Source organism: Tritonibacter mobilis F1926 (assembly GCF_000376545.2).
In the GTDB taxonomy this organism is placed as follows: domain Bacteria; phylum Pseudomonadota; class Alphaproteobacteria; order Rhodobacterales; family Rhodobacteraceae; genus Epibacterium; species Epibacterium mobile.
Genome location: NZ_CP015230.1, coordinates 2,827,879 through 2,850,579 on the forward strand (window position 1 = coordinate 2,827,879; position 22,701 = coordinate 2,850,579).

Genomic DNA, 22,701 nt, shown 5'->3' on the forward strand with positions numbered 1-22,701 from the left:
ATTTGTTGGGCCGGACGCACCGCGGCACTTCCCTAAAAGAGATGTATCGCCGCCCCGCCGATCGCAAGGGTCAGGCCCGTGACGGTCACCAGCGCGATCAGCCCATCTCCGGTCAGCATCGACAGCGCCAGCAAAGCGACAACGCCGCCGAGGATCGACGAGGTAAATGGCAAGATTTCAAGGAAAGGCATGATCAAACCGCACAACAGGCAAATGCCCTGAAGCACCCGCAAGAACGGCGGTGTCAGCAGTGATTGCAAACGGCGTTTGAATCTGCGGTCCATCCAAGCCGCAAGCGACCGCAGCGTGCGGGTTGCTTTTTGCGTGTTACGCGCTGGCAGTGAGCGTTTCGACAAGAATGAGGGCAACCACAGGTGATTGCGTCCCATCAACATCTGCGCTGAAATCAACGCAATGGTGATGCCGCACGCCGAGGAGAACAGCGGGATACCACTCAATGGTGACACCAATGCCAGCGATGGGGCCAGCAACACTGCGGCAATCGATTTGACCCCCAGTTCATCCATCAGTTCGGACACTTGCAAACCATCCTTGCCGTCTTCTAACAGCTGGTCGGTCGTATCTAATACATCTTCGACTGGGTGGCTCGACTGGGTCATGGGGTCCGTTTTCCAAAAAAGGGGCTTGGCTCGAATTCTGAACGCTTCAGGCGGGGCAAAGTTCCCTTTGATTTCACCGTTATTCAACTGGCCATTATAAGGTCGGAACAAAATAGGCGGAAAATTTCCTTTAAAAATCAGGAACATTCTGCCGCCCCTGCGTGTTGATAGTGCAGATCCCACGGGGATATGAGCACTATATCAAGGAGCTAAACGATGACACATCTGATCCGTACAACCGCTCTCGTTGCAACCATGGCGACCGCCGCTGGCGCGTCCACGATGGTACAGGAAATCGAAGTCACCGCCGACGCCAGCGCGCTTAAGAACAGCGAAGCCGTATCGGTCTGGAGCGAACTCGAAACCGACCTTGAGACCGCATTGGCGGCGCAGTTGGTAGATCAGATCGCCGACAAAGAGATGGAAGACGCCGCCGAGATCGACATTGAGATCGACACCGTGGCGCTGGCTTCCAGCCTTGAGGCCGAAATGGGGATCGCCGATTCCGTCCTTGAAGGGGACGTCTCTGTTGACCTGCCCGGGAGCCAGTACGACCAGCGCTACACCCTGACCGTGAGTGCCGAGCAGGCGAACGTCTATTACCCCGAGGGCACCGATGTGACCACGCTCAACGTGGGCAGCGAAGTCTTCTACACCGCGATGGTGGATGCCTTTGCCACCCATGTTGCCGAGAAACTGAAATAACGGAGCCTCACCATGCGCATGATCTATCTGTCACTGGTGGCCGTTCTTGGCCTGACCGCTTGCGAGGCCACCGAGGGACTGGGCCGCGATGTGTCCAACCTTGGCAATGAAATCGAAGAAGAGGCGCAGGAGGCGCAATAACCTCACTGTGCACAGCCCCGGCGTCAGTCGCGCCGGGGCTTTTTCAGGTGGGTCTGGCCCTGCTGAGCGCCAGCGGCATCAGCACCGTCAGGATCATCAGCCGCATCACATGATGCGCCGCGACAAAGGCGGGATCGAGCCCGAGTGTGACGGCAATGGCAGCCATGGCCTCCACCCCGCCGGGCGCAAAGGCCACGATCAGCAGCGCGGGCGACAGGCCCATGATCTGCATGCTGACCCCGATGGCGATCAAGGTGATCACAACATTGACGCCCGTGACCCACAGCCCCGCCAGAAAATCGAGTTTCAGATCCGCGAGCTTTTGCCCGACAAAACGCGATCCGATCAGGGTGCCCATCACCAGAAACGCCACAAAGGTCGCCTCTTCCGGTGGGCGTCCGGGTGTGAGCGCAAAGATATGTCCGGCGGCGCTGCAAAAGATACCAGCCAGCAAATAGGCGGCGGGCACGTTCAGGCGATCAAACACCGCGCCGACCGCAAGCGTGACCCCCACCAAGAGCGCCAGTTGCCACAGAGCCAGCGGATGCTCTGGCATCAGCTCCAAACCCGTCGCCCCAAAGACCGTCGAGACCAGCACCGGCACGCACAGCGTCAGAAACAGCACGCGGATGCTCTGTACGATGGCGATGCGAGAGGTCTGTCCGTTTTCACTCAGCGACAGCGCCAGCACATAGCTCAGATGGCCGGGGGCGGCGGCCAGAACCGCGTCTCGTGCGCTGAACCGCATCCAGCGCTGAAGCCCGATACGGCAGATCTGCAGCGAGACACAGAGGCTCACCGCGAGGATTGCGATGGTCACCGGCCACGCCAGCGCCGAGGCGAGCATGTCGCGGGTGACGCTGCTGCCAATGTTGATCCCCAAGAGCACAAAAGCCGTGGTCCGGAGCCACACCGGCATCTTGATCGGCACCCCAAAGAGCGCCGCCAGCGACACCGCCGCTGCCGATCCGGTAAGAGGGGCGGAGGGAAATCCGATTGCTTCAAAAATCAAGGTGCCCAATACGGCGACGACAAGCGCACCAATCAGGCCAAATGTATCACGTAGGGTCATACGTCCATCTGTATTTCGGCGGGGTCGGCCCCTTGTTGCGACCGCCCTGCTGTTGCTGCTCCCAGGCGTGGGACAGGATGCCCACCGAGCGTGACAGGCAGAATAGCCCGCGCGCCAGTGGCGGGGCAAAGCCCAGTTCCGCATAGATCACTGCCGTCGCGCCGTCGATGTTCATCGGCAGGGCCGTGCCTTTTTCAGCCGATATCTGCGCCTCGATCGCTTGGCCGATGTGTTGGAACCGTCCCGACACCGCGCCCGCCTCTACCGCCTCGGACACCAGCGCCATCAGACGCGGCGCGCGCGGGTCGGTCGGTTTGTGGAACCGATGACCAAAACCGGGGATGATCTTGCCATGTTCTGCGCGCCAGTCCGCCAGCGCCGCGGCCAGATCCCCTGCGTGGGCGTCGACGTGGTGATACAGCTCCACCGCCTGTTGCCCGGCCCCGCCATGCACATCGCCCAGCATGTTGACCGCCGTCGCCATCGCATTGTTCAAGGGCAAACCGCAGGTGACCGCCATCCGCGCCGCCGCGATCGAAGGGGCCTGTGGGCCGTGATCCACAGCCGAGACCAAGGCGGCCTCAAACAGGCGGGCCTGCGCAGGTGTCGGCCGGTCGCCGCGCACCATCAGCCAGATCATCTCGGCAAAGCTGACGTTGCCGATCAGATCCTGCACGGGGGTGCCCCGCAGGTCGATGCGGCCCGGTTCCATGTCGATGATAGACGTGCGCCACCAATCACTCACATCGCTCATATCACGCGCTCCCGCCTCAGGGTTTCAATCTCATCGGTGCTCAGACCGATGTCCTGCCAGATGCTGTCATTATCTGCACCCAAGGCAGGGGGCGCTTGATCCGGAACCGGGCGGTGCGTGCCAAACCGAACCGGCGCGCCCGCCAGCGACAGCGGCGCATCGTCGGTCTCGACTTCGGCAATCAGGCCACGATCCTTGATTTGCGGCTCATTCAGAATCTGCGGCACCGTCAGCACCGGTCCCGAGGGCACGCCAAGCGCGTTGAGTTCGGCCACCCATTCCGCAGCGGACCGGGTCCGCAGGACACTTTCCAGCTCTGCCCGCAGCATGTGACGGTTGCGTTTACGATCCTCTCGGGTGGCATAGTCCGGATGCGCCAGAAGACCGTCGCGTCCGAGATGGTGCGCCATGGATTGCCATTGCTCATCCCGGTTTGCGGCCACATTGATCGGCCCATCCGCGCAGGCAAAGGTGCCCGAGGGCGCGGATGTGGTGTTCTCATTGCCATGTGCGCCGGGGGTTTGTCCTGCGATCAGATGGTTGGACACCACCCATCCCATGGTGGAAATCACCGCCTCGGTCATGGAGATATCCAGAAACGCGCCACGCTCCGGGTCGTTGAGCGCCGCCGAGATCGCAAAGGCTGCGGTCATGCCGCCCACGGTATCGGCCAGCGGGTAGCCCACGCGCAACGGCGCGCTATCGCCATCGCCGGTGATCGACATCACGCCGCTGATCCCCTGCACGATCTGGTCATAGGCGGGGTTGTCCTTCCACGGGCCGTCCTGCCCAAAGCCGCTGATAGCGCAATAGATGAGGTTTGGATTTTCCGCCTTCAGCACCTCATATCCCAGACCAAGACGCTCCATCACGCCGGGTCGGAAGTTCTCAACCAATACGTCAGATGTGCGAACAAGGCGCTTTAACAGCGCCTTGCCCTGGTCGTGTTTCATGTCGAGGGTCACGGATTTCTTCTGTGCGTTCTGCGCCAGAAAACTCACCCCCATCAGGGATTTATTCCGCTCTGGATCGGCACCCAGTTGCCGGGCCAGATCACCGGTGCCGGGGCGCTCGACCTTGATGACTTCTGCACCGAGCAGGGCCAGCTGATAACAGCAATACGGCCCCGCAAGCACATTGGTCAGGTCAAGAACCCGAACCCCGGAGAGCGGTTTAATCCCCATCGGCCACCCCGGCCGCACGGGCGCGGGCACGGCGCGCACGGTAGCTCGGCACGATCACCAGCAGCATGGCGAGCACCAACAGCCCCAGCGTCATTGGACGATCAAGGATGAAGGAAATCCCGTCGTAGATCTGCATGGAGCGGGCAAAATTATCCTCCAGCATCCGCCCCAGAATGAAGCCGATGAGCAAAGGAGCCAGCGGATAATCCGCAAACCGCAGCACCGTCGCACAGATGCCAAAGCCCACGAGGATCAACAGCTCTGTCGCATTGTTCTGTCCGATATAGGACCCCATCAAGGTAAAGAACAAAATGAACGGGATCAGATAGTTGCGCGGGATCGACAGAACCTTGGCGATATAAGGGATGAGCGGCAGGTTCAGCACCAACAGCACAAGGTTGCCGATATACATCGAGATGATGACCGCCCAGAAGATATGTGGACTATCCACCATCAGCCGCGGCCCCGGCGTCACGTTAAGTGCAATCAACGCCCCCAACAGGATCGCCGTGGTGCCCGACCCCGGAATACCTAGCGTCAAGAGCGGCACAAACGATCCGGTACAGGCCGCGTTATTAGCGGTCTCCGGTGCGGCCAGCCCCTTGATAGAGCCCTTGCCGAACTCTTTTTGCTCTTCTTCGGTGGCGATGTTACGCTCCACCGCGTAGCCGAGGAAGGAGGCGATCGTCGCCCCCGCGCCGGGCAGAACACCGATAAAGAACCCCTGAATGGACTGACGTCCGATCACCGGCGCAATCTTGCGCGCCTCTTGGCGAGAGATCCGCAGGCCGGTGATCTTGCCACCGTCCTCGCCGCCTTGGGCCGAACGGTTCGGGTTCATCACCAGAAAGATCGCCTCGGGCAGTGCAAACATCGCCATCGCCAGCGTGATAAAGCTGAAGCCGGATTGAAGATCCATCAGCCCCATGGTGAAGCGCGGCATGTTGAACAATGCGCCCTCGCCCACCGTGGCCATCATCAGCCCCAAAAGCGTCATCATCAGCGCCTTGGCCACATTGCCGGTGCCCGCGAAGGCCGCGATCGCGGAAAGCCCCACGACCATCAGCGCGAAATACTCGGCCGAGTGGAACAGGAGTGCGACCGTCGACAGCATCGGCGCAAAGACCATCAAGAGGATCGCACCGACAGTGCCCCCCATGAAAGACGAGATCGCCGCGATGGTCAGCGCCTTGCCGGCCATGCCCGCGCGCGCCATCGGGTAGCCATCGAAACTGGAGGCCACGGTGCCCGCCACCCCCGGCGCATTGAGCAGAATCGACGAGGTCGAGCCGCCGAAGATCGCACCATAGTAGACCCCGGCCAGCAGGATCAGCGCCGCAGAAGGATCCCCCAGCGTGATCGCAACCGGGATCATGATCGCAATGATGGACATGGGGCCAAGCCCCGGCAGCATCCCGATGAATGTCCCGATCAGACAACCGCCGATCACCATCAGGATATTTGTGAGAGAGAAGGCCGTAGAGAGGCCGATCATCAAACCTTCGAGCATCTGAGCCTCCGATTATCCGAGAAAGAACGGCAAGGGCCGCAAGAAGATGCCGAGCACGCCCTCAACGAGGTACCAGACAATACCGGTAGCGAAGGCTGCAACCGGGATCAAAATCCACAGCTTGCGCTCGCCAAGGATCATCGCGCCGACGATCAGGAACCCGGAGGTGGACAGCAAGAACCCCGCCGGACGCAGCAAGAGCGCATAGGCGACCATCAGCCCCAGCAGAAGCGCGGCCTGACCGATGTTGTAGTCACCAAGGCGGCGGTAGTCGATGTCCGGGGTCTTGACCTCGCCACTGGGTTTTTCCAGCCCCAGAACGATAATCGCAGCGGTAATGATCGACAGAACGGCCAGAACCTTGGGAAAGGTGCTCGGCCAGATCGGGTTTCGCTGCATGAACGGCGGCAAAAGCTGATCCATGGTGAAAAAGGCCGCATAGCCATAGGCCAGAGCGATGCCGAGAATGATCAGCGCGATCCAACGGTCGAGCGCCATGATCTCCTCCTGTGATTGTTTTGGGGGATACGGGAAAGGGTCCGGCACCCGCGATTGGTGCCGGACCGAAGCGTGTCTGCCTAAGGCTTAAAGGAAGCCCAGTTGCTTCATCAGGTCGCCGATGACTTTTTCCTGGCTTTCAAGGAAGCTGCGGAAGTCATCACCGGAGTTGTGGATGTTGACCCAGCCGTTGCGTGCGCGCACGTCTTCCCACTCGGGGGTGTCGTACATTTTGGAGAGCACGTCCTGATAGGCCGCAACCTTGTCTTCCGACAGGCCCGGCGCGCCAAAGAAGCCGCGCCAGTTCACGAAAGTGGTCTCCAGACCCTGCTCTTTCATGGTGGCGGCACTGTCATATGCCGGCACACGCTCGTCCGCTGTCACGCCAAGGATTTTGACTTCGCCGGCTTCGGCCAGTGCGATTGCCTCAGAAAAACCAGTGGAGAGCGCCTTGATCTCACCCGACAGCAGTGCTGCCATCGCCTTGCCGCCCGCGTCATAGGGGATGTATTTCAGCGCGGTCGGATCTTCGCCCGCAGACTGCATCACCATGGCCGCCACGAGGTGGTCCATGCCGCCCGGAACCGAGCCACCGCCCACGGCAGTGCCGCGCGGATCTTCACGGTAGGCCGCGAGGAACTCTTCCATATTGTTGATCGGGCTGTCCTTGGCCACGACCAGGGCCGCGTAGTCCCCGATGGTGCCTGCAACCAGCGTCAGGTCACGGAAGTTGTGCGGGAACACACCGGTCAGCGAGCGGATCACGATGGGGGTGGAGTTCACCATCAGCGTGTCTTCCAGACTGTCGGCGTTCTCGATCAGATAGCCGATGGCCTTACCACCGCCACCGCCGGACATGTTTTCATAAGATGCGGTCCCCACAAGGCCCGATTTGGTGAGCGCCTCACCGGTGCCGCGCGCGGTTCCGTCCCAGCCACCACCGGCACCGCCGGGGATCAGGAAGTGAACCTTGTCGAGAGCTTGCTCGGCCATAGCCGGGGAACCGAAAGTCAGTGCAGCCGCAGCAGCAGCCATCAGGGTCCGACGACCCAGCGCAAAAGATGTCATAATGTTCCTCCCATTTGACAAACACGCAAAAGCGCGATCATGAATCATGGTATTCCGACCCAAGCTGACACAAACCTGACACGGAGCAGATGTTTCGCCCCAATGCGCTACTTACTCGTCGAAGATAACGATCAGCTTGCGAACGCGGTGCTGGATCGGCTCACACTTGACGGTCACGTTGTGGACCGGGCACCGGATCTGGGCACGGCAGACGATTTTATCGCCACAACGGAATACGATATGATTCTGCTCGACATCATGCTGCCTGATGGCGACGGACGGCAGTTCTTGCAGGCCCACCGCACGGCACAGCGCAATACACCTGTGATTGTATTGACCGCCCGATCAGAGGTATCGGACCGCGTCAGCGTTCTGGACCTCGGGGCTGACGACTACATTGTCAAACCGTTCGATTTCTCAGAGCTCGAAGCGCGCTGCCGCGCCGTTCAGCGCCGCCGTAGCGGGGGTGCGAGCAATCTACACAAATATGGCGATGTGGTATTTGACCCATTGGCCTGTACTCTGACAGTGAATGGGCGCGAGGTGCGCCTGCGCAATCGAGAGTTGCGTTTGTTTGAGATTTTTATCGCTGCCCCCGATCAGGTCTTTTCCAAATCCAAGCTGGTGGATCGGCTGTTTTCTTATGACGTTGACGCCTCGGAGAACGCCATTGAGGTCTACGTGGGGCGGCTGCGCAAACACCTCGAAGGCGCACAGGCGCAGATCGTCACCGTTCGTGGGCTGGGCTACCGGCTGAGCCTGTCATGAACACGCCGATCCTGCTGCGCGGCTCCATCAGACGACGTCTGATTATTCAGTTGTTGGCGGGTGCCGCACTGCTAGCGAGTTTGATGTTTCTGGTGGTTCAGAACTATGCGCGCGACCTCGCGGGGCAAAGTCAGGATGAAATCCTCTCGGCCTCGGTGACGGCGATTCTTGATTCTGCATCGGTGCGCGAGGGGGATCTCACGGTGGATATCCCCTATTTCGCCTTCTCTATGCTCGGCAATATCAGCGATGATCGCGTGTTTTACGCCATCACCCGCAATGGCGATTTTCTGACAGGATACTCGGACCTGCCCAAACCCGTCGCAAGCAATGGGATTTTACCGCGATTTCAAACCGCCCATTACGATGGCGAAGAAATTCGGATGGCAACCGCCACCCGGCGTCTGTCCGTCAGCGGCACGCCTGATTTTGTCGAAGTCACCGTCGCGCAGACCCGCTATGGCTTGCGTCAGCAATTGGCGGGGATTTCACAGACCGTGGCCGGGTTTGGCATCGGTTTCTTTGTGATCGCGGCTGTCTTTGGCATTCTCGCGGCCCAATCCGCGATCCAGCCGCTGCGGCAATTGGCAGGCTCGGTGTCGCGGCGCGGCCTTTCGGATCTGCGGCCTGTCTCAGCCCCGGTGCCAGCGGAAATGGAATCTCTGGTGGGCGCGCTCAATGGGTTTATGAGCCGCCTCAAAACCTCGCTCTCACGCTCTGAGGATCTGATCGCCGAGGCCGCGCATCGGGTCCGCACGCCGCTCACCACCGTGCGCACGCAGGCGGAAATCACCCTGCGCCGGGTGGACAAACCAGAGAACCGTCAGGCCGTGCGCGAGATGATCCGCGCCATTGATGAGAGCAGCCGGGCAGCGGGACAATTGCTGGATCACGCCATGGTGTCTTTTCGCTCCGACCACCTGGAGATGGAAGATGTGGAACTGACCCGTCTGGCGCAGGATGCGGTGTCACGCCTGCGTCCAATGGCGGAACTGCGCGATATCGACCTGGAGATCTCTCTGCCCGACCTCGCAATGGTGGTGAAAGGCGATCCAATCCTGATGCAAAGCGCGCTGCTCAACCTGCTCGACAATGCGATCAAATACTCCCCCCCGGACAGCACCGTTCACGTCACCGCCCGCAGAACCGAAAGCGGCGCTGAAATCACCGTGCGGGATGAGGGTGCAGGCTTTCCCAAGGCGGACATGGGCCGCCTGACCCGCCGTTTTGTCCGCGGCGGGAATACGGACGCAGTGGTCGGCTCCGGGCTTGGCCTGACCATCGCAAACGAGGTTGCCCGCGCCCATGGCGGACGCCTGTTTCTGACCAATCACAGCGACAAAGGTGGCGCATGCGCAAGCTTGTCTTTTCCATTGGCTTGATTTTCCTCGCGCTCGCCCCTGCAGCGCATGCGTTCGAGGTTGAGGAGCGGATCAGCGTCGGCCCCGCAGATGCCCGCCGCGTGCTGCGTGTGATATCCACCGGGGATGCAGAGTTTTTTGAGCCCACCCTGCAGGATTTCCTGAGCGACCTTCCTGATGTGCGGATCGAATACACCGTTGCCAGCTCCGGTGAGATGATGAAAGCCCTCGACCAAGAGGGCCTCAACATGGATCTGGCGATCTCCATTGCGACTGATCTCCAGACCAAACTGGTGAATGACGGTCAGGCCCAGCCCTACAGCTCCGCGATGACAGAGCGCCTGCCTGTTTGGGCGCGCTGGCGCGAGCATCTCTTTGCCTTCACGCAGGAGCCTGCGGCGGTGGTGCTGTCACGCAAGGCCCTCGACGGATTGCCATTGCCGGAAAATCGTCAGGATCTCATCGCATTGATCCGTGATCACCCAGAGCGGTTCAGAAACAAGATCGGCACCTATGACATCCGCACCTCTGGTCTTGGGTATCTTTATGCCACACAAGATGCGCGGACCTCGGAAACCTATTGGCGCCTCAGTGAAGTGATCGGATCGGTGGGCGTGCGTCTTTATTGCTGTTCGAGCCAGATGATCGATGATGTTGCTTCGGGCGAACTGGCCATGGTCTATAACGTCTTGGGCAGCTACGCGCGTGAGAAAAGCAACACGGAGGACGTGATCGTTCTGCTGCCAAAGGACTACACGGTGGTGGCCCTGCGCACCGCGTTCATTCCACGTGGCAGCCAAGCGCCCGAACTTGCAGGTTTGATGATCGACCACCTGATTGCACGCGGCTGGCAGGCAGCGCCCGGTGCCTTTTCGGTTCTGGATGACGATTCATGGAGCGATGACACCCAGGCCCTGCGCCGTATTCGCATGGGGCCCGGGCTGTTGGTCTATCTCGACGCGCTCAAAAAGGCTGCGTTTCTGCGCGAATGGAGCAGCGCCGTCTTGCGTTAGGCCGCTATCCCGCCTGTCCGCCGGGAATACGGCGCGCGCCCACCGTCAGCTCACCCACCGATCGCGCAAGGCTGTGACGGTCGAGGCCGAAGTGACGGTAGAGGTCGCCGATGGTGCCCGTTTGGCCAAAGTGTTCAACGCCATGCGACACCACCCGATGCCCCGCGACTGACCCCAGCCACGAGAGCGTCGCCGGATGGCCATCAATCGCGGTAATCAGGGTGCAATGGGCGGGCAGTTCGCCCAAGAGACGCTCCACATGCGATACGGCCTGCGGGTTGCCGCGCGCCCGTTCCCGCTGCGCCGCCGTCCAGCCCGCATTGAGACGGTCCGCCGAGGTCACCGCCAGCACCGCAACGTCCCGGCGATGCTCGCCAATAAGTCCCGCCGCCGCAATCGCCTCATCCGCGACCGCGCCCTGATAGGCGATCACCACCGAACAATTCGGCCCCGGCTTACGCAACCAATAGGCCCCATCAATCGCACCTTGACGGAAGGCGTCATCCACCCGCTGCCCCGGCTGTTCGAGCGGTTTGGTGGTCAGTCGCAGATAGACCGACCCGCCAGTTTCATCGCGCAACCAGGTGCGCTCGTCCGGGTCGCCATCGCCATCGCGCTGCATGTAATCAAAGGCCCATTCCATGATGACCGCGAGTTCATCGGCAAAGGCCGGTTCAAAACTCGCCAGCCCGTCCTGCGCCATGCCCGTGAGGGGCGTGCCCACGGATTGATGCGCGCCGCCTTCGGGTGCCAGCGTCACCCCCGAGGGCGTGCCAACGATCATGAACCGCGCATCCTGATAGCAAGCGTAGTTCAGCGCATCCAAACCCCGGTGCACAAAGGGATCATAGACTGTTCCAATCGGGATCACCCGCTTGCCCCAGAGGCTATGCGACAGGCCCGCCGCGCCCAGCAGCAGGAACAGGTTCATCTCGGCGATGCCAAGTTCGACATGCTGACCTTGCGGATCAAAGTTCCACTTGGCGGTCGATGGAATGCGATGCTCGATAAACGCATCCTTTTGCGCTTTGCGGGCAAAGAGCTTGCGCCGATTGACCCATGGACCGAGCCCCGTGGTGCCGGTCACATCCGGCGAGGTGGTCATGATCCGGGATGCCAGATCGCTATCGCCCCGCGCCAGATCGTCGAGGATCTTGCCAAAGGCCATCTGCGTTGAAATCTCGCGGCTTGTGTCCACCGCCACCGCAGGCACCGAAAGCCGCGCATCCGAATAGCGCCGCGCCCCCTTGGCAAAAAACGGCACCTGATCGAGGAAGCTCTGAAAGCCCTTTGTGTCAGAAACGGTCGCGAGCGGCTCCCACTCCTGCCCCTCGGCCACGCCCATATGGGTCTGCCACTCTGCCATTTGCGCCTTGGTCATCAGGCCGCCGTGGTTGTCCTTATGGCCCGCAATCGGCGTGCCCCAGCCCTTGATCGTATAGGCCAGAAAACAGGTCGGGCGGTCGTGGTCGATGGCGGCGAATGTGTCCGCCATGGTCTCCACGCAATTGCCGCCGAGGTTCTCCATCAGCGCCGCCAGTTCCGCGTCGCTGCGCTTATCGATCAGCGCCGAGACCGCACCCTGATCGCCCAGATCCTCCATCAGCCGTTTGCGCCAATTGGCCCCGCCCATATAGGTCAGCGCGGAATATTCCACGTTTGGGCAGGCGTCGATCCAGTCGCGCAGGGCCGCGCCGCCGGGTTCTTCAAAGGCGGCCCGTTGCAGCGCGCCGTATTTGACGCGCACCACGTCCCAGCCGAAGGCCTCGAATATTTTCTCGACCCGGCCAAACAGCCCCTCGCGCACGATGCCATCAAGGCTTTGACGGTTGTAATCGATGATCCACCAGGTGTTGCGCAGGTCGTTCTTCCAGCCTTCCTGCAACACCTCGTAGATATTGCCCTCATCCAGCTCGGCATCGCCCACGAGCGCCACCATCCGGCCCAGAGGCACATCCGCCCCCCAGTCCTTAGCGGTGATGAAATCCTGCACCATGGACGCAAGCGCGGTGATGCCCACGCCAAGGCCCACAGACCCGGTGGAGAAATCCACATCGTCGATGTCCTTGGTGCGGCTCGGGTAGCTCTGCACACCGCCGTAGCCGCGGAAGTTCTCCATCTTCTCGCGGGTCTGGTGGCCCATCAGGTATTGCATGGCGTGGAAGATGGGCGAGGCATGCGGTTTTACCGCCACCCGGTCCTCGGGGCGAAGCGCCGAGAAATAGAGCGCGGTCATGATCGACACCATCGACGCAGACGACGCCTGATGGCCGCCGATCTTGATGCCGTCTTCCTTGGCGCGCAGATGGTTGGCGTTGTGGATCATCCAGTGGGACAGCCACAACAACCGCTGCTCCACCGTTTTCAGGTGCTGGGTCTGGTCGGACATCTCGCCCCCTTACTCTGCCGCCTGCCGCATCTCTGGCGACAGCGCCTGATGCAGATCATCCAGAATGTCAGAGACCTCTTCCAGCCCCACCGACAAGCGCACAAGCCCGTCGCTGATGCCATGTTCGGCACGTTCTTCGGGCGTGTAAGTGGAATGGGTCATTGAGGCCGGGTGCTGGATCAGCGTCTCTGCATCGCCAAGCGACACCGCGCGCTGGATCATTTGCAGGCGGTTCATCAGGCTGATGCCAGCCTCCATACCGCCCTCGAGTTCAAAGGCAATCATGCCACCCGGCTGCGCCATCTGCGCCTTGGCAATTGCGTGCTGTTCAAAGCTCTGCAGACCGGGGAAATAGACCTTGGCGACGCCGGGCTGGGCCTCGAGCCACTCCGCGACGGTCTGCGCCGAGGCACAGTGACGGTCCATCCGAAGCGCCAGCGTTTTCAGCCCGCGCATGATCAGCATCGCGTTAAAGGGCGCCATCACCGCGCCGGTCATGTCCTTCATGCCGACAAGGCGGATTTCGGTCAAAAGCTCGGCGCTGCCCGCAACCAGCCCTGCGACCACATCGCCGTGGCCACCAAGATATTTGGTCGCCGAATGCAGCACCAGATCCGCGCCCAGCTCGATCGGGCGGGTCAGGTAAGGTGTCGCATAGGTGTTGTCCACCACCACCCGCGCGCCGACGGAATGCGCAATCTCAGAGGCCAGCTTGATGTCCACCAGCCGCATATTGGGGTTGGCGGGGGTCTCGAAATAGACCACGCGGGTCTTGTCACTGATGGCGGCACGCAGGGCGTCCGCATCGGTCATGTCCACATGGGTGACTGTGACCCCCCATTTCGACAACCCGTGACGCATATAGGCAAAGGTGCAGCCATAGAGCGTCTTGTCGACGATGACCTCGTCACCGGGGCTGAGGAGCGTCCACAGGATCGCCGTCACCGCGCCCATGCCGCTTGCCAGTGCCAGACCGGCCTCGGCCCCTTCGAGCGTGGCGATGCGCTGTTCCAGCAGGGCGCAGGTCGGGTTCGAGATCCGGCTGTAGATATGGCCCTCGCGCTCGCCCGCGAACATTTCGCCCCCGGCTTCGGCGTTCTCGAACACAAAGGTCGAGGTCAAATGCACCGGCGGCGTCAGCGCGCCCTCGTTTTGCATCGGGTCATACGCGTGGTGAATGGCGCGGGTGGCAAAGCCTTTGGTGTCGGACATGTGGGGGTCTCCTTCCTCATTTGTCCGCCATGATGCGCCCCCGCGTGAGGCGTTAGATTGCAAAAGATACCAACATCACCGATCATGTTAGCAGATTCTGCCAATGGACAGCAAAATGGACTCAAAAGATCGCCAGATTATCCGCGTGCTTCAAGCCAATGGTCGGATGACCAATCAGGACCTTGCTGAGGCGGTGAGCCTTTCGCCCTCGCCCTGCCTGCGCCGGGTGAGGAACCTTGAGGCCGCCGGTGTCATCCGGGGGTATAGCGCCGATGTGGACGCGCGGGCCTATGGGCTGCCGATCACGGTGTTTGTCCGCGTCAAGCTGGAACGCCACAATGAGGAGGACGTGAAGAATTTTGAGCGCCGCGTCCATATGATCGACGAGGTGCTGGAGTGTCACATTCTGACCGGGGCCACGGATTACCAGCTGCGGGTGGTGGTGGCCGATCTGGACGCTTATGAGGATTTCATCCGCAACCGCATCCACCCCATCGGTGGCATTGCCTCGATTGACACCAGCTTTGTCTACAGTACGGTCAAGAACACTTCGGTCTTTCCACGGCTGGAATAGAACCGGTGCCGGAGCGCCTCCGGCACCGTCGTTTACACCTGCTTCAGAGCCGCGGCATCAGATCCGCGAGCGCTGTGAACCTGTCGTAATCCTTGTTTTCCGCCGCGCTCCACCCGGCCTCGGCAATGGCGCTGAGGCGAGGGAAGATCATGTGGTTGCGGCGTGCCATCGTGGTCAGATGCTCGCTCCAGACGCAGGCCTGAACACCCTTCAAACGCCCAATTAGAGCCGCATCTCCATTGTCGGCCTCAAACGCATAGGTCTTGTCGAGCGGGGTGAAACCGGCCCAACTGGCCCCCGGCGCATACCACGCATCCGACAGCGCCATATCAAGGTAATAGGCCTGCCCCGGCGTGCTGACCACGTCATAGCCGTCTTTCGCCAGCTCAGCGGTTTTCTCGATGGTGGTCCATGCAAACAGCAGACTGTGCGCCGGGTCTAGACCACCGCCATGGGCGACCTCTTCCCAGCCGCCAAGCTTGCGGCCAAGACCGATGAGGAAGTTCTGAATGTGGCGGAGGAAATAGGCCTGCAGTTCCGGCGTGTCCTTCAGACCGGTTTCGCGCATCATCGCCTTTGCCTTGGGCGATTGCATCCATGCGCCCTCGGCCACCTCGTCACCGCCCACATGCACGACCTCAAACGGGAAGATTTCACAGACCTCGGCCAGCACGGTCTCGGCAAAGGTATAAGACCCCTCAATGGCCGGGTTCAGCGCGTTGTTGCCAAAGCCCTGCACCGACCAGTAGCTCTCGGGTTCTTCTTGGTCGACGAGGTCCGGCAAGGCCCCCAGCACACAGGCGCAGTGCCCCGGCACGTCGATTTCCGGCATGACCTCGACACCCAATCGGGCCGCATGTTTCACCACCTGTCGCGCCTCGTCTTGCGTATAATAGCCGCCCTGCCCGGTCATATCGGGGCCAAGCTGCGGCAGCACCGGCAGGTCCATCCCGGTATGGGCAGCGGTCTCGGTGAGTTGCGGATAGGCCTTGATCTCCAGCCGCCAGCCTTCGTCATCGGTCAGATGCCAGTGGAAACGGTTCATTTTGTGCCACGCCAGAATGTCCACGTAGCGCAGCACCTGATCGAGCGGGTAGAACTGGCGCGAGACATCCAGATGCGCGCCGCGCCAGCCGTGACGGGGGGCATCCTCAATCTGACCACTGCGGGGAACGCCATAACGCGCAGGCTGTGCATGGGCATTGGTCAGCACCTGCGCCAGCGTAATCAGACCGTAAAGCAGCCCCTGCCCTGCGCCATGGCAGAGCGTGGCTTCACCCTCTGCCCAGGTGATCCGGTAGGCATCCTCGCCCAGCGCCTGATCCGCCTCAACGGTCAGTTGCGAGACGTCATCCTTGGCGATCAGCACAAAGGGGGTCGGTGCCAGCGGATGCAGGCGGCGGGTCAGGTCTGCCACCTGTGACACGCTCTGCATGACCGCGACGTCATCGGTCCGAAGTGCCAGATGGACAGGGGCGGTGGCGCACCACTCCGTAATGGCGGTGTGCTGAGGCTCTGGCAAAACCCCACATGTTAGAGCCGCATTTTGCGATGCATTTGTATCTGCAACCGCCGCTGAGGCCTGCAAGTCCCCCGCAAAGGCCGGGACAAGGGTTCCGTCCTCCAGCAAGACTCCGGCAGATTTTGGCCCCTCATTGGAATGCAGCGCCGGACGGGTGAGGTTGAACTCAGTGAACCGCCACGTCTCGCCCGGTTGCAGGACAAAGCCCGCGTCAGAGGCATACTCGTGAAAATTCGCCTGCCGCCGTATCAGCCGCGCCCCCGTGCAGCGCGAGGGGCGCAGGCAGCGCGTCAAGGTGGCGTAGACAAGGCGCGGATTTGCAACCGGCGTGTCGCCACAATTGGTCAGCGCGAACTCCATCGCGCCCTCTTCGGCGTGCCAAAGGCTGTCGAGGTGGAAATGCATTTGAGATGATCCTGTTGGTTGTATGTGTCAGAGGATGTCAGACAAGGGCGCGCGCAAAGACGCCCTCATCAGAGTCCGGGATCGCCACCGCGCCGCAGACCTGCTGATAAAATTCTACCGGCCCGGCCTGACCGATGATGCCATAGGCAAAGCCGTCGTCATGAAGGCGATGCAGTGCAGCGAGCAGCAGCGCCTTGCCAAGCCCCTTGCCACGGGCCGCCGGGTCGACGCCGGTGGGACCAAAAAAGCCGCGACAGGTGACGTCATAACAGGCAAACCCCAAGAGGCGCTTGCCTCCGGTCGCGATCAGAACCCGCGCCGGGCGCGCAGCCAGCGCCACCGTGCACTCATCCACCCATTTGGGACTGAAATGCCGACCCACGAACTCCAGCAGGACATGCGATTCAAACGGCAGTGCAGGCCGGATCGTGAGGCCGTCCGCCAGATCGGGCACCGGCGGCAGACGATAGAGCGGCACCAGCATATCAGGCATGGGCGGCCTCCGCGTGTTCGGCGATGAGGTGGCCGGGGCTGACCTCCTGCAAGGCACGGACAGGATGCGCACTAAGGTCCCGCACCCGGCGTGCCTCGGCGGCAAAGCCCGCATCGCTGCCGGTGAGGCGCAGCTCTGGGTCGGGAACCGCCGCACGCAACAGTTTCGTATAGCCATGTTGCGGCGCGCCCACGACCTCTGCGGTGGGGCCTTTCTCGACCACCTGACCGCGAAACATCACCGCCGTGTCTTCGGCCAGATACTCCGCCGTGGCGATATCGTGGGTGATGTAGAGGAGCGACAGCCCGTGTTCGTCCTTCAGGCGCTGCATCAGACCAAGGATGGACTTGCGGATCGACACATCCAGCATCGAGGTCGGCTCATCCGCCACGATCAGACGCGCCTTGACCGCCAATGCGCGGGCGAAATTCACCCGCTGGCGTTGCCCGCCCGACAGTTCATGCGGGAACTTTGCGGGTGTCGAGATCGGGTCCAGCTCCACATCCTCAAGGATCATGCGCAGGGCGGTTTCGGGATCGGCCTCGGGCTGGTGCAGCGACAGGGCACGCAGCAGGTGGTGGCGGATGGTATGCGCGGGATTCAGCGCCGAAAACGGGTCCTGAAACACCATCTGCACCGCTTGCCGGTAGCGCATCTGATCGGCGCGTGTGGTCAGCTCTGCGATATCCTGGCCCTCAAACAGGATGCGGCCCGAGGTCGGCGTGTGGTGGCCAACAATCATCCGGCCCACCGTGCTTTTGCCAGAGCCGCTCTCGCCCACCAGCGCCAGCGCACGGCCCGGCATCAGATCGAGCGAGACATTGCGCAGCGCATGCACCTCGGTTGCGCGCCCGAAGGCGGGGCGCAAGGTGAAGGTCTTGCTGAGACTATCAAGGCTGAGGATCGGGGTTTCAGACAGCATGACGCGCTCCTTCCGGGCGTTTGGCAAGGATCGGCATCGCCTCCCACAGGCTGCGGGTGTAGTCGTGGCTGGGATTGGTCACGATCTGCGCGGCCGTGCCGATTTCGACAATCTCGCCCGCGCGCATGATGCCGATGCGGTCCGAGATCTGCGCCATCAGGGCAATGTCGTGGGTGATGAACAGAACCGAAAACCCCAGTTCATCCTTCAGCCGCAACACCTCTTGCAGGATCTCGCGCTGCACCACCACGTCGAGCGCGGTTGTTGGCTCATCCATGATGATGAGTTTGGGTTGCAAGGTGAGCGCAAGGGCAAGCGCTACCCGCTGCCGCATCCCCCCCGACAGCTGATGCGGGTGCGAATGCATACGATCCGCCGGAATGCCGACCATCTCCAGCATATGGGCAGTGCGATCCTGTGCGTCCGCCTTGGAGATCGGACCGTGCGCGCGCAGCATGTCGTAGAACTGGCGAAAGATCGTCATCACCGGGCTGAGCGAGTTCATCGCACTTTGGAACACCATGGAGACCTCGGACCAGCGCCACGCACGCAAATCCTTGTCGGAGAATGACAAGACATCGCGCCCCTCAAACAGGATGCGCCCGCGGCGCACCAATGCCGGAGGTTTGTGCAGGCGCATCAGGGCATAGGCCACAGTGCTCTTGCCGCAACCGGACTCGCCCGCCAGACCAAGGATCTCATTGGGTTGGATCTCAAACGAAATGTCCCGAACGGCGGTGAAAGGCTCGCCTGCGGTCAGGTAATCGACCCGCAAGCCGTCGACAGAGAGAAGCGCGCTCATTGGCTGGCCTCCTGCATGCGTTGGCGCAACAGGCGCTTTTCGATCCGGAGCGCCTTGGCGACATTGCCAAGGGTGCGCATCCGGGGGTTTGCGATCTCGTCCACGCCGAAGTTCATCAGCGACAGGCCCACGCCGATCAGGACGATGGCGGCACAGGGGGCCAGAACCTCCCACCAGGCGCCAACCATGATCGCCGATGCGGTCTGCGCATTATAAAGCATGGTGCCCCACGACAGCGCCAAGGGGCTGCCAAGGCCGAGGAATTCCAGCGTCGCCTCGGTGATGATGGTGAAGATGACAGAGCCGATGAAGTTGAAACCGATGATCGACAGAAGGTTCGGCAGCATTTCCACAAGGATCATCCGCCATGTGGGCTCGCCAATCATCGCGGAGGCCTGAATGAAGTCGCGGGTTTTCAGCGACATCGCCTGCGCACGGGTGACGCGAGCGCCCCACGCCCACGAGGTCAGGCCAATAATCAGCGCAATCGCCCAGGGTCCGACCTGACCGAGGAACGCGGCCAGAACCAGCAGAAGCGGCAGTTGCGGCAGCACCAGCACCACATTCGTTAGAAAGTTCAGCACATCATCCACGAGACCGCCGAAATAGGCGGCGGTGATGCCGATGAAAGTGCCGATGGCGGTCACGATCAGCCCGGCAACAATCCCCACCATCAAGGAGGTGCGGGTACCCCAGATCAACTGGCTGAACACATCGCGCCCCATGCGGGTGGTGCCCAGCCAATGCTCGGCCGAGGGGGCCTGATGCGGACGCCCCACACGGGCGATGGGATCAAAAGGGGCAAGCAAAGGCGCGGCCAATGCAATCGCCACATAGGCCAGCACGATAGCAAGCCCGATGGCCGCCTTGCGGTTGCGCAGGAAGGTACGAAGGAGATCTGACATCAGGCCCTCTTCAGTCTGGGGTCAAGGAAAACATAGGCCAGATCCACCGCGAGGTTCGCGAGCAGCATGGCGAGTGTCATGATGAGGAGCTGGCCCTGGATCAGCGGGAAATCCCGCCCGACGATGCCGAGGTACAAAAGGTTGCCCACACCGGGATAGTTGAACACCACCTCGGTAATAAGAGAGCCGCCAAACAGCGCCCCGAAACTGAGCGCCAGCGCGGTGACCGAGGGCAGCAGCGCGTTGCGGGCGGCATAGGCATAGCGCACGCGGGCATCGCTCAGCCCCTTGGCTTCGGCCATGGCGAGGTAGTCCTCGCCCAGCTGCCCAATCATGTTGTTGCGCATGGTGATGAGGTAGCCGCCGATCAGAACCACGCTCAGCGTCACCACCGGCAAAAAGCCGTGATAGGCCACGGAAGAGATGAACTCCCAGCTCCACGCCGGGTCCAGCTTGGGATCAAAGGCATAGGAGGTCGGGAAAAAACGGTTGCGCACCGCGAGGAAATAGAGCCCGCAAAGCGCCACCACGACAGCGGGCACCGATTGCAGCGCCAACGCGGTGGGCGAGGCGATCACATCCGTAAGCTGCCCGCGCCGCCATGCCGCAAGCACACCGAGAAGCGTGCCGATGGAAAAGGAAATCAACAGGGCCGAGCCGGTCAGGAACAAGGTCCACGGCAATGCCTGTGTCAGCACATCGGCAACCGGCATCGGGTAGAACTTGATCGACAGCCCAAAGTCCCAGGTAAAGATCGAGCCGAGATAGGCGAAATACTGTTCATGCAGCGGCGCGTCGATGAACCCAAAGGTGGCCATCAGCGCCTCGCGCGCTTCGGGTGCGATCATGCCACCGGAGTTCGCCAGCATGATATCCGCCGGGTTGCCGGGCAACAGGCGCGGGATCATGAAGTTGAAGGTCGCGGCCACCAAAAAGGCAACGGCATAAAAGCCGAGCCGCTTCAAAAGAAAACGCATCAGGTCAAACCATCTGTCGGGAGGGGGAGTGTGGCGCCAAAAGCGGGACCACTCATTAGATGAGCGGTCCCGAAGGTCGGGGAGGAATTATTCGACCGGGCGCAGGTTCAGGAGGTGGATCAGACGGGCCGGGTTGGTCTTGTGAACCACCGGGTTGGCCACCGGGTTGTCGGCATTAAAGAAGCCTTCAAAACGCTTGGTGTTGTATTGATACCAACGCGGATTGTTGAACACATAGGCCAGCGGCATGTCTTCACCGACGATCTTTTGCACATCGGCGATGATCGCCATCTGCTTGTCGGTATCGCTGGTCTGGGTGAAGGCATCCAGCAGGCCGCTCAGCTCTTTATTGTAGTAGCGCGAGGCGGCAAAGCGCGATTTGGCCTGATTGATCTCATGCAGCGAGTCCAGATACTGGTTGAAGGGGGTCGCACCGACACGAACGGAATTGATCGCCATGTCGTAGTCGCCCTTGATCAGCTTTTCGGTCCAGATCGCGGATTCGGGCGTTGAAACATTGGCCTTGATGCCAGCTGCATTCAGACCTTCAACCGCAATCTGGCTGCTGTTGACCCAGTCAGTCCAGCCATTGGGCACGATGACCTCAAGATCGATCTGTTCGCCATTCGGTGTCTCGACAAAGCCGTCACCATCGACATCCTTGAACCCGGCTTCGGCCAGCTGCGCCTTGGCCCCGTCGATGTCATATAGGGTAAATGCGCCGAATTTGTCGTCGACCTCGGGGTTGTTCCACGCGTGATAGGCGCGGCCCAGTCCGGACGGATACTGGTTGATCGTCGGGTAGCCATAGCCTGCGATTTCAACCATCGCCTCGCGGTCAAACGCCATCGACACCGCACGGCGGAAGGCAACATCGTTGATCGCTTCTTTGTCGCCTGCCTCTTTGGCCTCAAAGTTCATGTAGAACGCAACAAGAGAGCCTGCGGGCAGCCAGTAACTGTGATGCTCCGGGTCCTTGGCGACATAGGTGTTCTCGATATCAGGCAGGAAAGACCCCATCCAGTCCAGCTCGCCATTGGCTGCGGCTGCCAGCGCCTGATCGTTGTTGGCGATCTGCGGGAAACGCATGCAGTCGACCTTGAGGCTCTCGGCGTCCCAATAGTTGTCATTGCGGCACTGGATGTATTCCTGCGGCGTGAAGCGGCGGATTTCCGTAAGCGGACCAGAACCAACCGGATCAGGGTTGGTAAAGGTGACGGGATCTGCAACGTCGCTCCAGATGTGTTCCGGCACGATCGGCACGCGCACGATCTGATACATCGCCTGACTGGAGGGGGTGGAGAGGTTGAACTTCACCGTCATCTCGTCGATTTTTTCGACGCCAGAGAGCATCTGCGCCATGCCCACGCTATCGAGCGCCGGATCGCTCAGCGCCAGATCGAAGGATTTGACCACGTCATCGGCGCTGAACGCTTCGCCATCAGACCACTGGACGCCCTCGCGCAGGGTCACGGTGATGGTGCTGAGATCCTCGGAATATTCAAATGCGGTCGCCAGACGGTAAATCGGCTTGCCGCCATCCAGCGCGTTAAAAATAATCAGCGGCTCGTACATGAAATGCATGACCGATGGCGCGGCGGTGGTCTGGTTGAACGGGTTGAAGTTCTCCACCCATGCGGTGACCTGTTCCGGCAGCGCACTCAGCACGGTTTCCTCTGCCTGAGCAGCGGTGGTCCAGAGCGCAACCGAGGCCAGCAGCCCGGCGGTAGCAGTGAATTTCATTTTCTATCTCCCTGTGATGACGGGTTTGCCCCGCCTCGTGTTCATCCGCCTGATGCCGCCTTG

General features: G+C 61.2%; 22 protein-coding genes. 6 read left to right on the top strand and 16 right to left on the bottom strand.

The annotated features are described in order from the left end of the window. Window positions 1–32: 32 nt before the first annotated feature. Entirely contained in the window at window positions 33–620 is a 588-nt protein-coding gene (locus K529_RS13340; protein WP_040642444.1) for an exopolysaccharide biosynthesis protein, read from the bottom strand. Window positions 621–836: 216 nt separating this feature from the next. Between K529_RS13340 and K529_RS13345 the strand changes: the two genes are divergently transcribed. Further along, window positions 837–1,325, top strand: a complete 489-nt coding sequence (locus tag K529_RS13345) for a hypothetical protein (RefSeq protein ID WP_005622775.1) — start codon at window positions 837–839, stop codon at window positions 1,323–1,325. 12 nt (window positions 1,326–1,337) lie between these two features. Further along, window positions 1,338–1,466, top strand: a complete 129-nt coding sequence (locus tag K529_RS13350; protein ID WP_005622773.1) for an entericidin A/B family lipoprotein — start codon at window positions 1,338–1,340, stop codon at window positions 1,464–1,466. Window positions 1,467–1,509: 43 nt separating this feature from the next. Here K529_RS13350 and K529_RS13355 read toward each other — a convergent pair whose 3' ends face one another. The 6 genes from K529_RS13355 to K529_RS13380 all read right to left on the bottom strand — a co-directional run bounded on the left by K529_RS13355 (window position 1,510) and on the right by K529_RS13380 (window position 7,552). Then, a complete protein-coding gene (locus K529_RS13355; RefSeq protein WP_046002057.1) occupies window positions 1,510–2,538 on the bottom strand; it encodes an AbrB family transcriptional regulator in 1,029 nt (342 codons plus the stop codon). Continuing rightward, window positions 2,525–3,292, bottom strand: coding sequence for a citryl-CoA lyase (locus K529_RS13360; protein ID WP_046002058.1), 768 nt, complete (start codon window positions 3,290–3,292; stop codon window positions 2,525–2,527). The genes K529_RS13355 and K529_RS13360 overlap by 14 nt, the downstream gene beginning before the upstream one ends. Then, window positions 3,289–4,476: a CaiB/BaiF CoA transferase family protein gene (locus K529_RS13365; RefSeq protein ID WP_046002082.1), complete on the bottom strand. Its 1,188-nt coding sequence runs from the start codon at window positions 4,474–4,476 to the stop codon at window positions 3,289–3,291. The genes K529_RS13360 and K529_RS13365 overlap by 4 nt, the downstream gene beginning before the upstream one ends. Next, window positions 4,466–5,986 carry a tripartite tricarboxylate transporter permease gene (locus K529_RS13370; RefSeq protein WP_005625137.1) on the bottom strand — a complete coding sequence of 507 codons (1,521 nt, stop codon included), beginning with the start codon at window positions 5,984–5,986 and terminating at the stop codon, window positions 4,466–4,468. Before K529_RS13370 ends, K529_RS13365 begins: the two co-directional genes overlap by 11 nt. Before the next feature lie 12 nt (window positions 5,987–5,998). Further along, on the bottom strand, window positions 5,999–6,484 hold the full coding sequence (locus tag K529_RS13375) for a tripartite tricarboxylate transporter TctB family protein (protein WP_005625135.1): 486 nt from the start codon (window positions 6,482–6,484) through the stop codon (window positions 5,999–6,001). Window positions 6,485–6,571: 87 nt separating this feature from the next. After that, entirely contained in the window at window positions 6,572–7,552 is a 981-nt protein-coding gene (locus K529_RS13380; protein ID WP_005625133.1) for a tripartite tricarboxylate transporter substrate binding protein, read from the bottom strand. Between the two features lie 102 nt (window positions 7,553–7,654). Here K529_RS13380 and K529_RS13385 point away from each other — a divergent pair, with 102 nt between their 5' ends. Genes K529_RS13385 through K529_RS13395 form a run of 3 tightly spaced genes read left to right on the top strand, consistent with a single transcriptional unit; the run spans window position 7,655 to window position 10,694 of the window. Further along, the gene (locus K529_RS13385) at window positions 7,655–8,320 is read left to right on the top strand and encodes a response regulator transcription factor (RefSeq protein ID WP_005625131.1); all 666 of its coding nucleotides are present in this window, start codon (window positions 7,655–7,657) and stop codon (window positions 8,318–8,320) included. Continuing rightward, window positions 8,317–9,702 carry a sensor histidine kinase gene (locus tag K529_RS13390; protein WP_005625129.1) on the top strand — a complete coding sequence of 462 codons (1,386 nt, stop codon included), beginning with the start codon at window positions 8,317–8,319 and terminating at the stop codon, window positions 9,700–9,702. The genes K529_RS13385 and K529_RS13390 overlap by 4 nt, the downstream gene beginning before the upstream one ends. Further along, the gene (locus tag K529_RS13395) at window positions 9,672–10,694 is read left to right on the top strand and encodes an ABC transporter substrate-binding protein (protein ID WP_005625127.1); all 1,023 of its coding nucleotides are present in this window, start codon (window positions 9,672–9,674) and stop codon (window positions 10,692–10,694) included. Before K529_RS13390 ends, K529_RS13395 begins: the two co-directional genes overlap by 31 nt. 4 nt (window positions 10,695–10,698) lie before the next feature. On the opposite strand, the gene K529_RS13400 is transcribed toward K529_RS13395, so the two are convergent. Together K529_RS13400 and K529_RS13405 are read right to left on the bottom strand one after the other, a co-directional pair. Then, window positions 10,699–13,083: a transketolase gene (locus tag K529_RS13400; RefSeq protein ID WP_046002059.1), complete on the bottom strand. Its 2,385-nt coding sequence runs from the start codon at window positions 13,081–13,083 to the stop codon at window positions 10,699–10,701. A gap of 9 nt (window positions 13,084–13,092) precedes the next feature. Then, on the bottom strand, window positions 13,093–14,295 hold the full coding sequence (locus K529_RS13405) for a methionine gamma-lyase (protein WP_005657735.1): 1,203 nt from the start codon (window positions 14,293–14,295) through the stop codon (window positions 13,093–13,095). A 115-nt stretch (window positions 14,296–14,410) separates the two neighbouring features. Here K529_RS13405 and K529_RS13410 point away from each other — a divergent pair, with 115 nt between their 5' ends. After that, the gene (locus tag K529_RS13410; protein WP_040643408.1) at window positions 14,411–14,869 is read left to right on the top strand and encodes an Lrp/AsnC family transcriptional regulator; all 459 of its coding nucleotides are present in this window, start codon (window positions 14,411–14,413) and stop codon (window positions 14,867–14,869) included. Window positions 14,870–14,912: 43 nt separating this feature from the next. Here the strand turns inward: K529_RS13410 and K529_RS13415 are convergent, their stop codons facing one another. The 7 genes from K529_RS13415 to K529_RS13445 form a co-directional block, all read right to left on the bottom strand. Beyond that, window positions 14,913–16,796 (bottom strand): beta-N-acetylhexosaminidase, encoded by a 1,884-nt coding sequence (locus tag K529_RS13415; protein ID WP_046002060.1) that lies wholly within the window; start codon window positions 16,794–16,796, stop codon window positions 14,913–14,915. 37 nt (window positions 16,797–16,833) lie between these two features. Further along, a complete protein-coding gene (locus K529_RS13420) occupies window positions 16,834–17,289 on the bottom strand; it encodes a GNAT family N-acetyltransferase (protein ID WP_046002061.1) in 456 nt (151 codons plus the stop codon). After that, complete coding sequence (locus K529_RS13425) at window positions 17,282–18,211, bottom strand: ATP-binding cassette domain-containing protein (protein ID WP_046002062.1); 930 nt, start codon at window positions 18,209–18,211, stop codon at window positions 17,282–17,284. The genes K529_RS13420 and K529_RS13425 overlap by 8 nt, the downstream gene beginning before the upstream one ends. Beyond that, on the bottom strand, window positions 18,201–19,013 hold the full coding sequence (locus K529_RS13430; RefSeq protein WP_005623682.1) for an ABC transporter ATP-binding protein: 813 nt from the start codon (window positions 19,011–19,013) through the stop codon (window positions 18,201–18,203). Before K529_RS13430 ends, K529_RS13425 begins: the two co-directional genes overlap by 11 nt. Continuing rightward, window positions 19,010–19,918, bottom strand: coding sequence for an ABC transporter permease (locus K529_RS13435; RefSeq protein WP_005623685.1), 909 nt, complete (start codon window positions 19,916–19,918; stop codon window positions 19,010–19,012). Before K529_RS13435 ends, K529_RS13430 begins: the two co-directional genes overlap by 4 nt. Then, the gene (locus tag K529_RS13440; RefSeq protein WP_005623688.1) at window positions 19,918–20,895 is read right to left on the bottom strand and encodes an ABC transporter permease; all 978 of its coding nucleotides are present in this window, start codon (window positions 20,893–20,895) and stop codon (window positions 19,918–19,920) included. Before K529_RS13440 ends, K529_RS13435 begins: the two co-directional genes overlap by 1 nt. 87 nt (window positions 20,896–20,982) lie before the next feature. After that, window positions 20,983–22,638 (bottom strand): ABC transporter substrate-binding protein, encoded by a 1,656-nt coding sequence (locus K529_RS13445; RefSeq protein ID WP_005623691.1) that lies wholly within the window; start codon window positions 22,636–22,638, stop codon window positions 20,983–20,985. Window positions 22,639–22,701 lie beyond the last annotated feature (63 nt).

Bases quoted from the DNA above. Each gene is read 5' to 3' on its own strand.
- K529_RS13340 (WP_040642444.1), bottom strand. From the start codon at position 620: ATGACCCAGTCGAGCCACCCAGTCGAAGATGTATTAGATACGACCGAC.
- K529_RS13345 (WP_005622775.1), top strand. From the start codon at position 837: ATGACACATCTGATCCGTACAACCGCTCTCGTTGCAACCATGGCGACC.
- K529_RS13350 (WP_005622773.1), top strand. From the start codon at position 1,338: ATGCGCATGATCTATCTGTCACTGGTGGCCGTTCTTGGCCTGACCGCT.
- K529_RS13355 (WP_046002057.1), bottom strand. From the start codon at position 2,538: ATGACCCTACGTGATACATTTGGCCTGATTGGTGCGCTTGTCGTCGCC.
- K529_RS13360 (WP_046002058.1), bottom strand. From the start codon at position 3,292: ATGAGCGATGTGAGTGATTGGTGGCGCACGTCTATCATCGACATGGAA.
- K529_RS13365 (WP_046002082.1), bottom strand. From the start codon at position 4,476: ATGGGGATTAAACCGCTCTCCGGGGTTCGGGTTCTTGACCTGACCAAT.
- K529_RS13370 (WP_005625137.1), bottom strand. From the start codon at position 5,986: ATGCTCGAAGGTTTGATGATCGGCCTCTCTACGGCCTTCTCTCTCACA.
- K529_RS13375 (WP_005625135.1), bottom strand. From the start codon at position 6,484: ATGGCGCTCGACCGTTGGATCGCGCTGATCATTCTCGGCATCGCTCTG.
- K529_RS13380 (WP_005625133.1), bottom strand. From the start codon at position 7,552: ATGACATCTTTTGCGCTGGGTCGTCGGACCCTGATGGCTGCTGCTGCG.
- K529_RS13385 (WP_005625131.1), top strand. From the start codon at position 7,655: ATGCGCTACTTACTCGTCGAAGATAACGATCAGCTTGCGAACGCGGTG.
- K529_RS13390 (WP_005625129.1), top strand. From the start codon at position 8,317: ATGAACACGCCGATCCTGCTGCGCGGCTCCATCAGACGACGTCTGATT.
- K529_RS13395 (WP_005625127.1), top strand. From the start codon at position 9,672: ATGCGCAAGCTTGTCTTTTCCATTGGCTTGATTTTCCTCGCGCTCGCC.
- K529_RS13400 (WP_046002059.1), bottom strand. From the start codon at position 13,083: ATGTCCGACCAGACCCAGCACCTGAAAACGGTGGAGCAGCGGTTGTTG.
- K529_RS13405 (WP_005657735.1), bottom strand. From the start codon at position 14,295: ATGTCCGACACCAAAGGCTTTGCCACCCGCGCCATTCACCACGCGTAT.
- K529_RS13410 (WP_040643408.1), top strand. From the start codon at position 14,411: ATGGACTCAAAAGATCGCCAGATTATCCGCGTGCTTCAAGCCAATGGT.
- K529_RS13415 (WP_046002060.1), bottom strand. From the start codon at position 16,796: ATGCATTTCCACCTCGACAGCCTTTGGCACGCCGAAGAGGGCGCGATG.
- K529_RS13420 (WP_046002061.1), bottom strand. From the start codon at position 17,289: ATGCCTGATATGCTGGTGCCGCTCTATCGTCTGCCGCCGGTGCCCGAT.
- K529_RS13425 (WP_046002062.1), bottom strand. From the start codon at position 18,211: ATGCTGTCTGAAACCCCGATCCTCAGCCTTGATAGTCTCAGCAAGACC.
- K529_RS13430 (WP_005623682.1), bottom strand. From the start codon at position 19,013: ATGAGCGCGCTTCTCTCTGTCGACGGCTTGCGGGTCGATTACCTGACC.
- K529_RS13435 (WP_005623685.1), bottom strand. From the start codon at position 19,918: ATGTCAGATCTCCTTCGTACCTTCCTGCGCAACCGCAAGGCGGCCATC.
- K529_RS13440 (WP_005623688.1), bottom strand. From the start codon at position 20,895: ATGCGTTTTCTTTTGAAGCGGCTCGGCTTTTATGCCGTTGCCTTTTTG.
- K529_RS13445 (WP_005623691.1), bottom strand. From the start codon at position 22,638: ATGAAATTCACTGCTACCGCCGGGCTGCTGGCCTCGGTTGCGCTCTGG.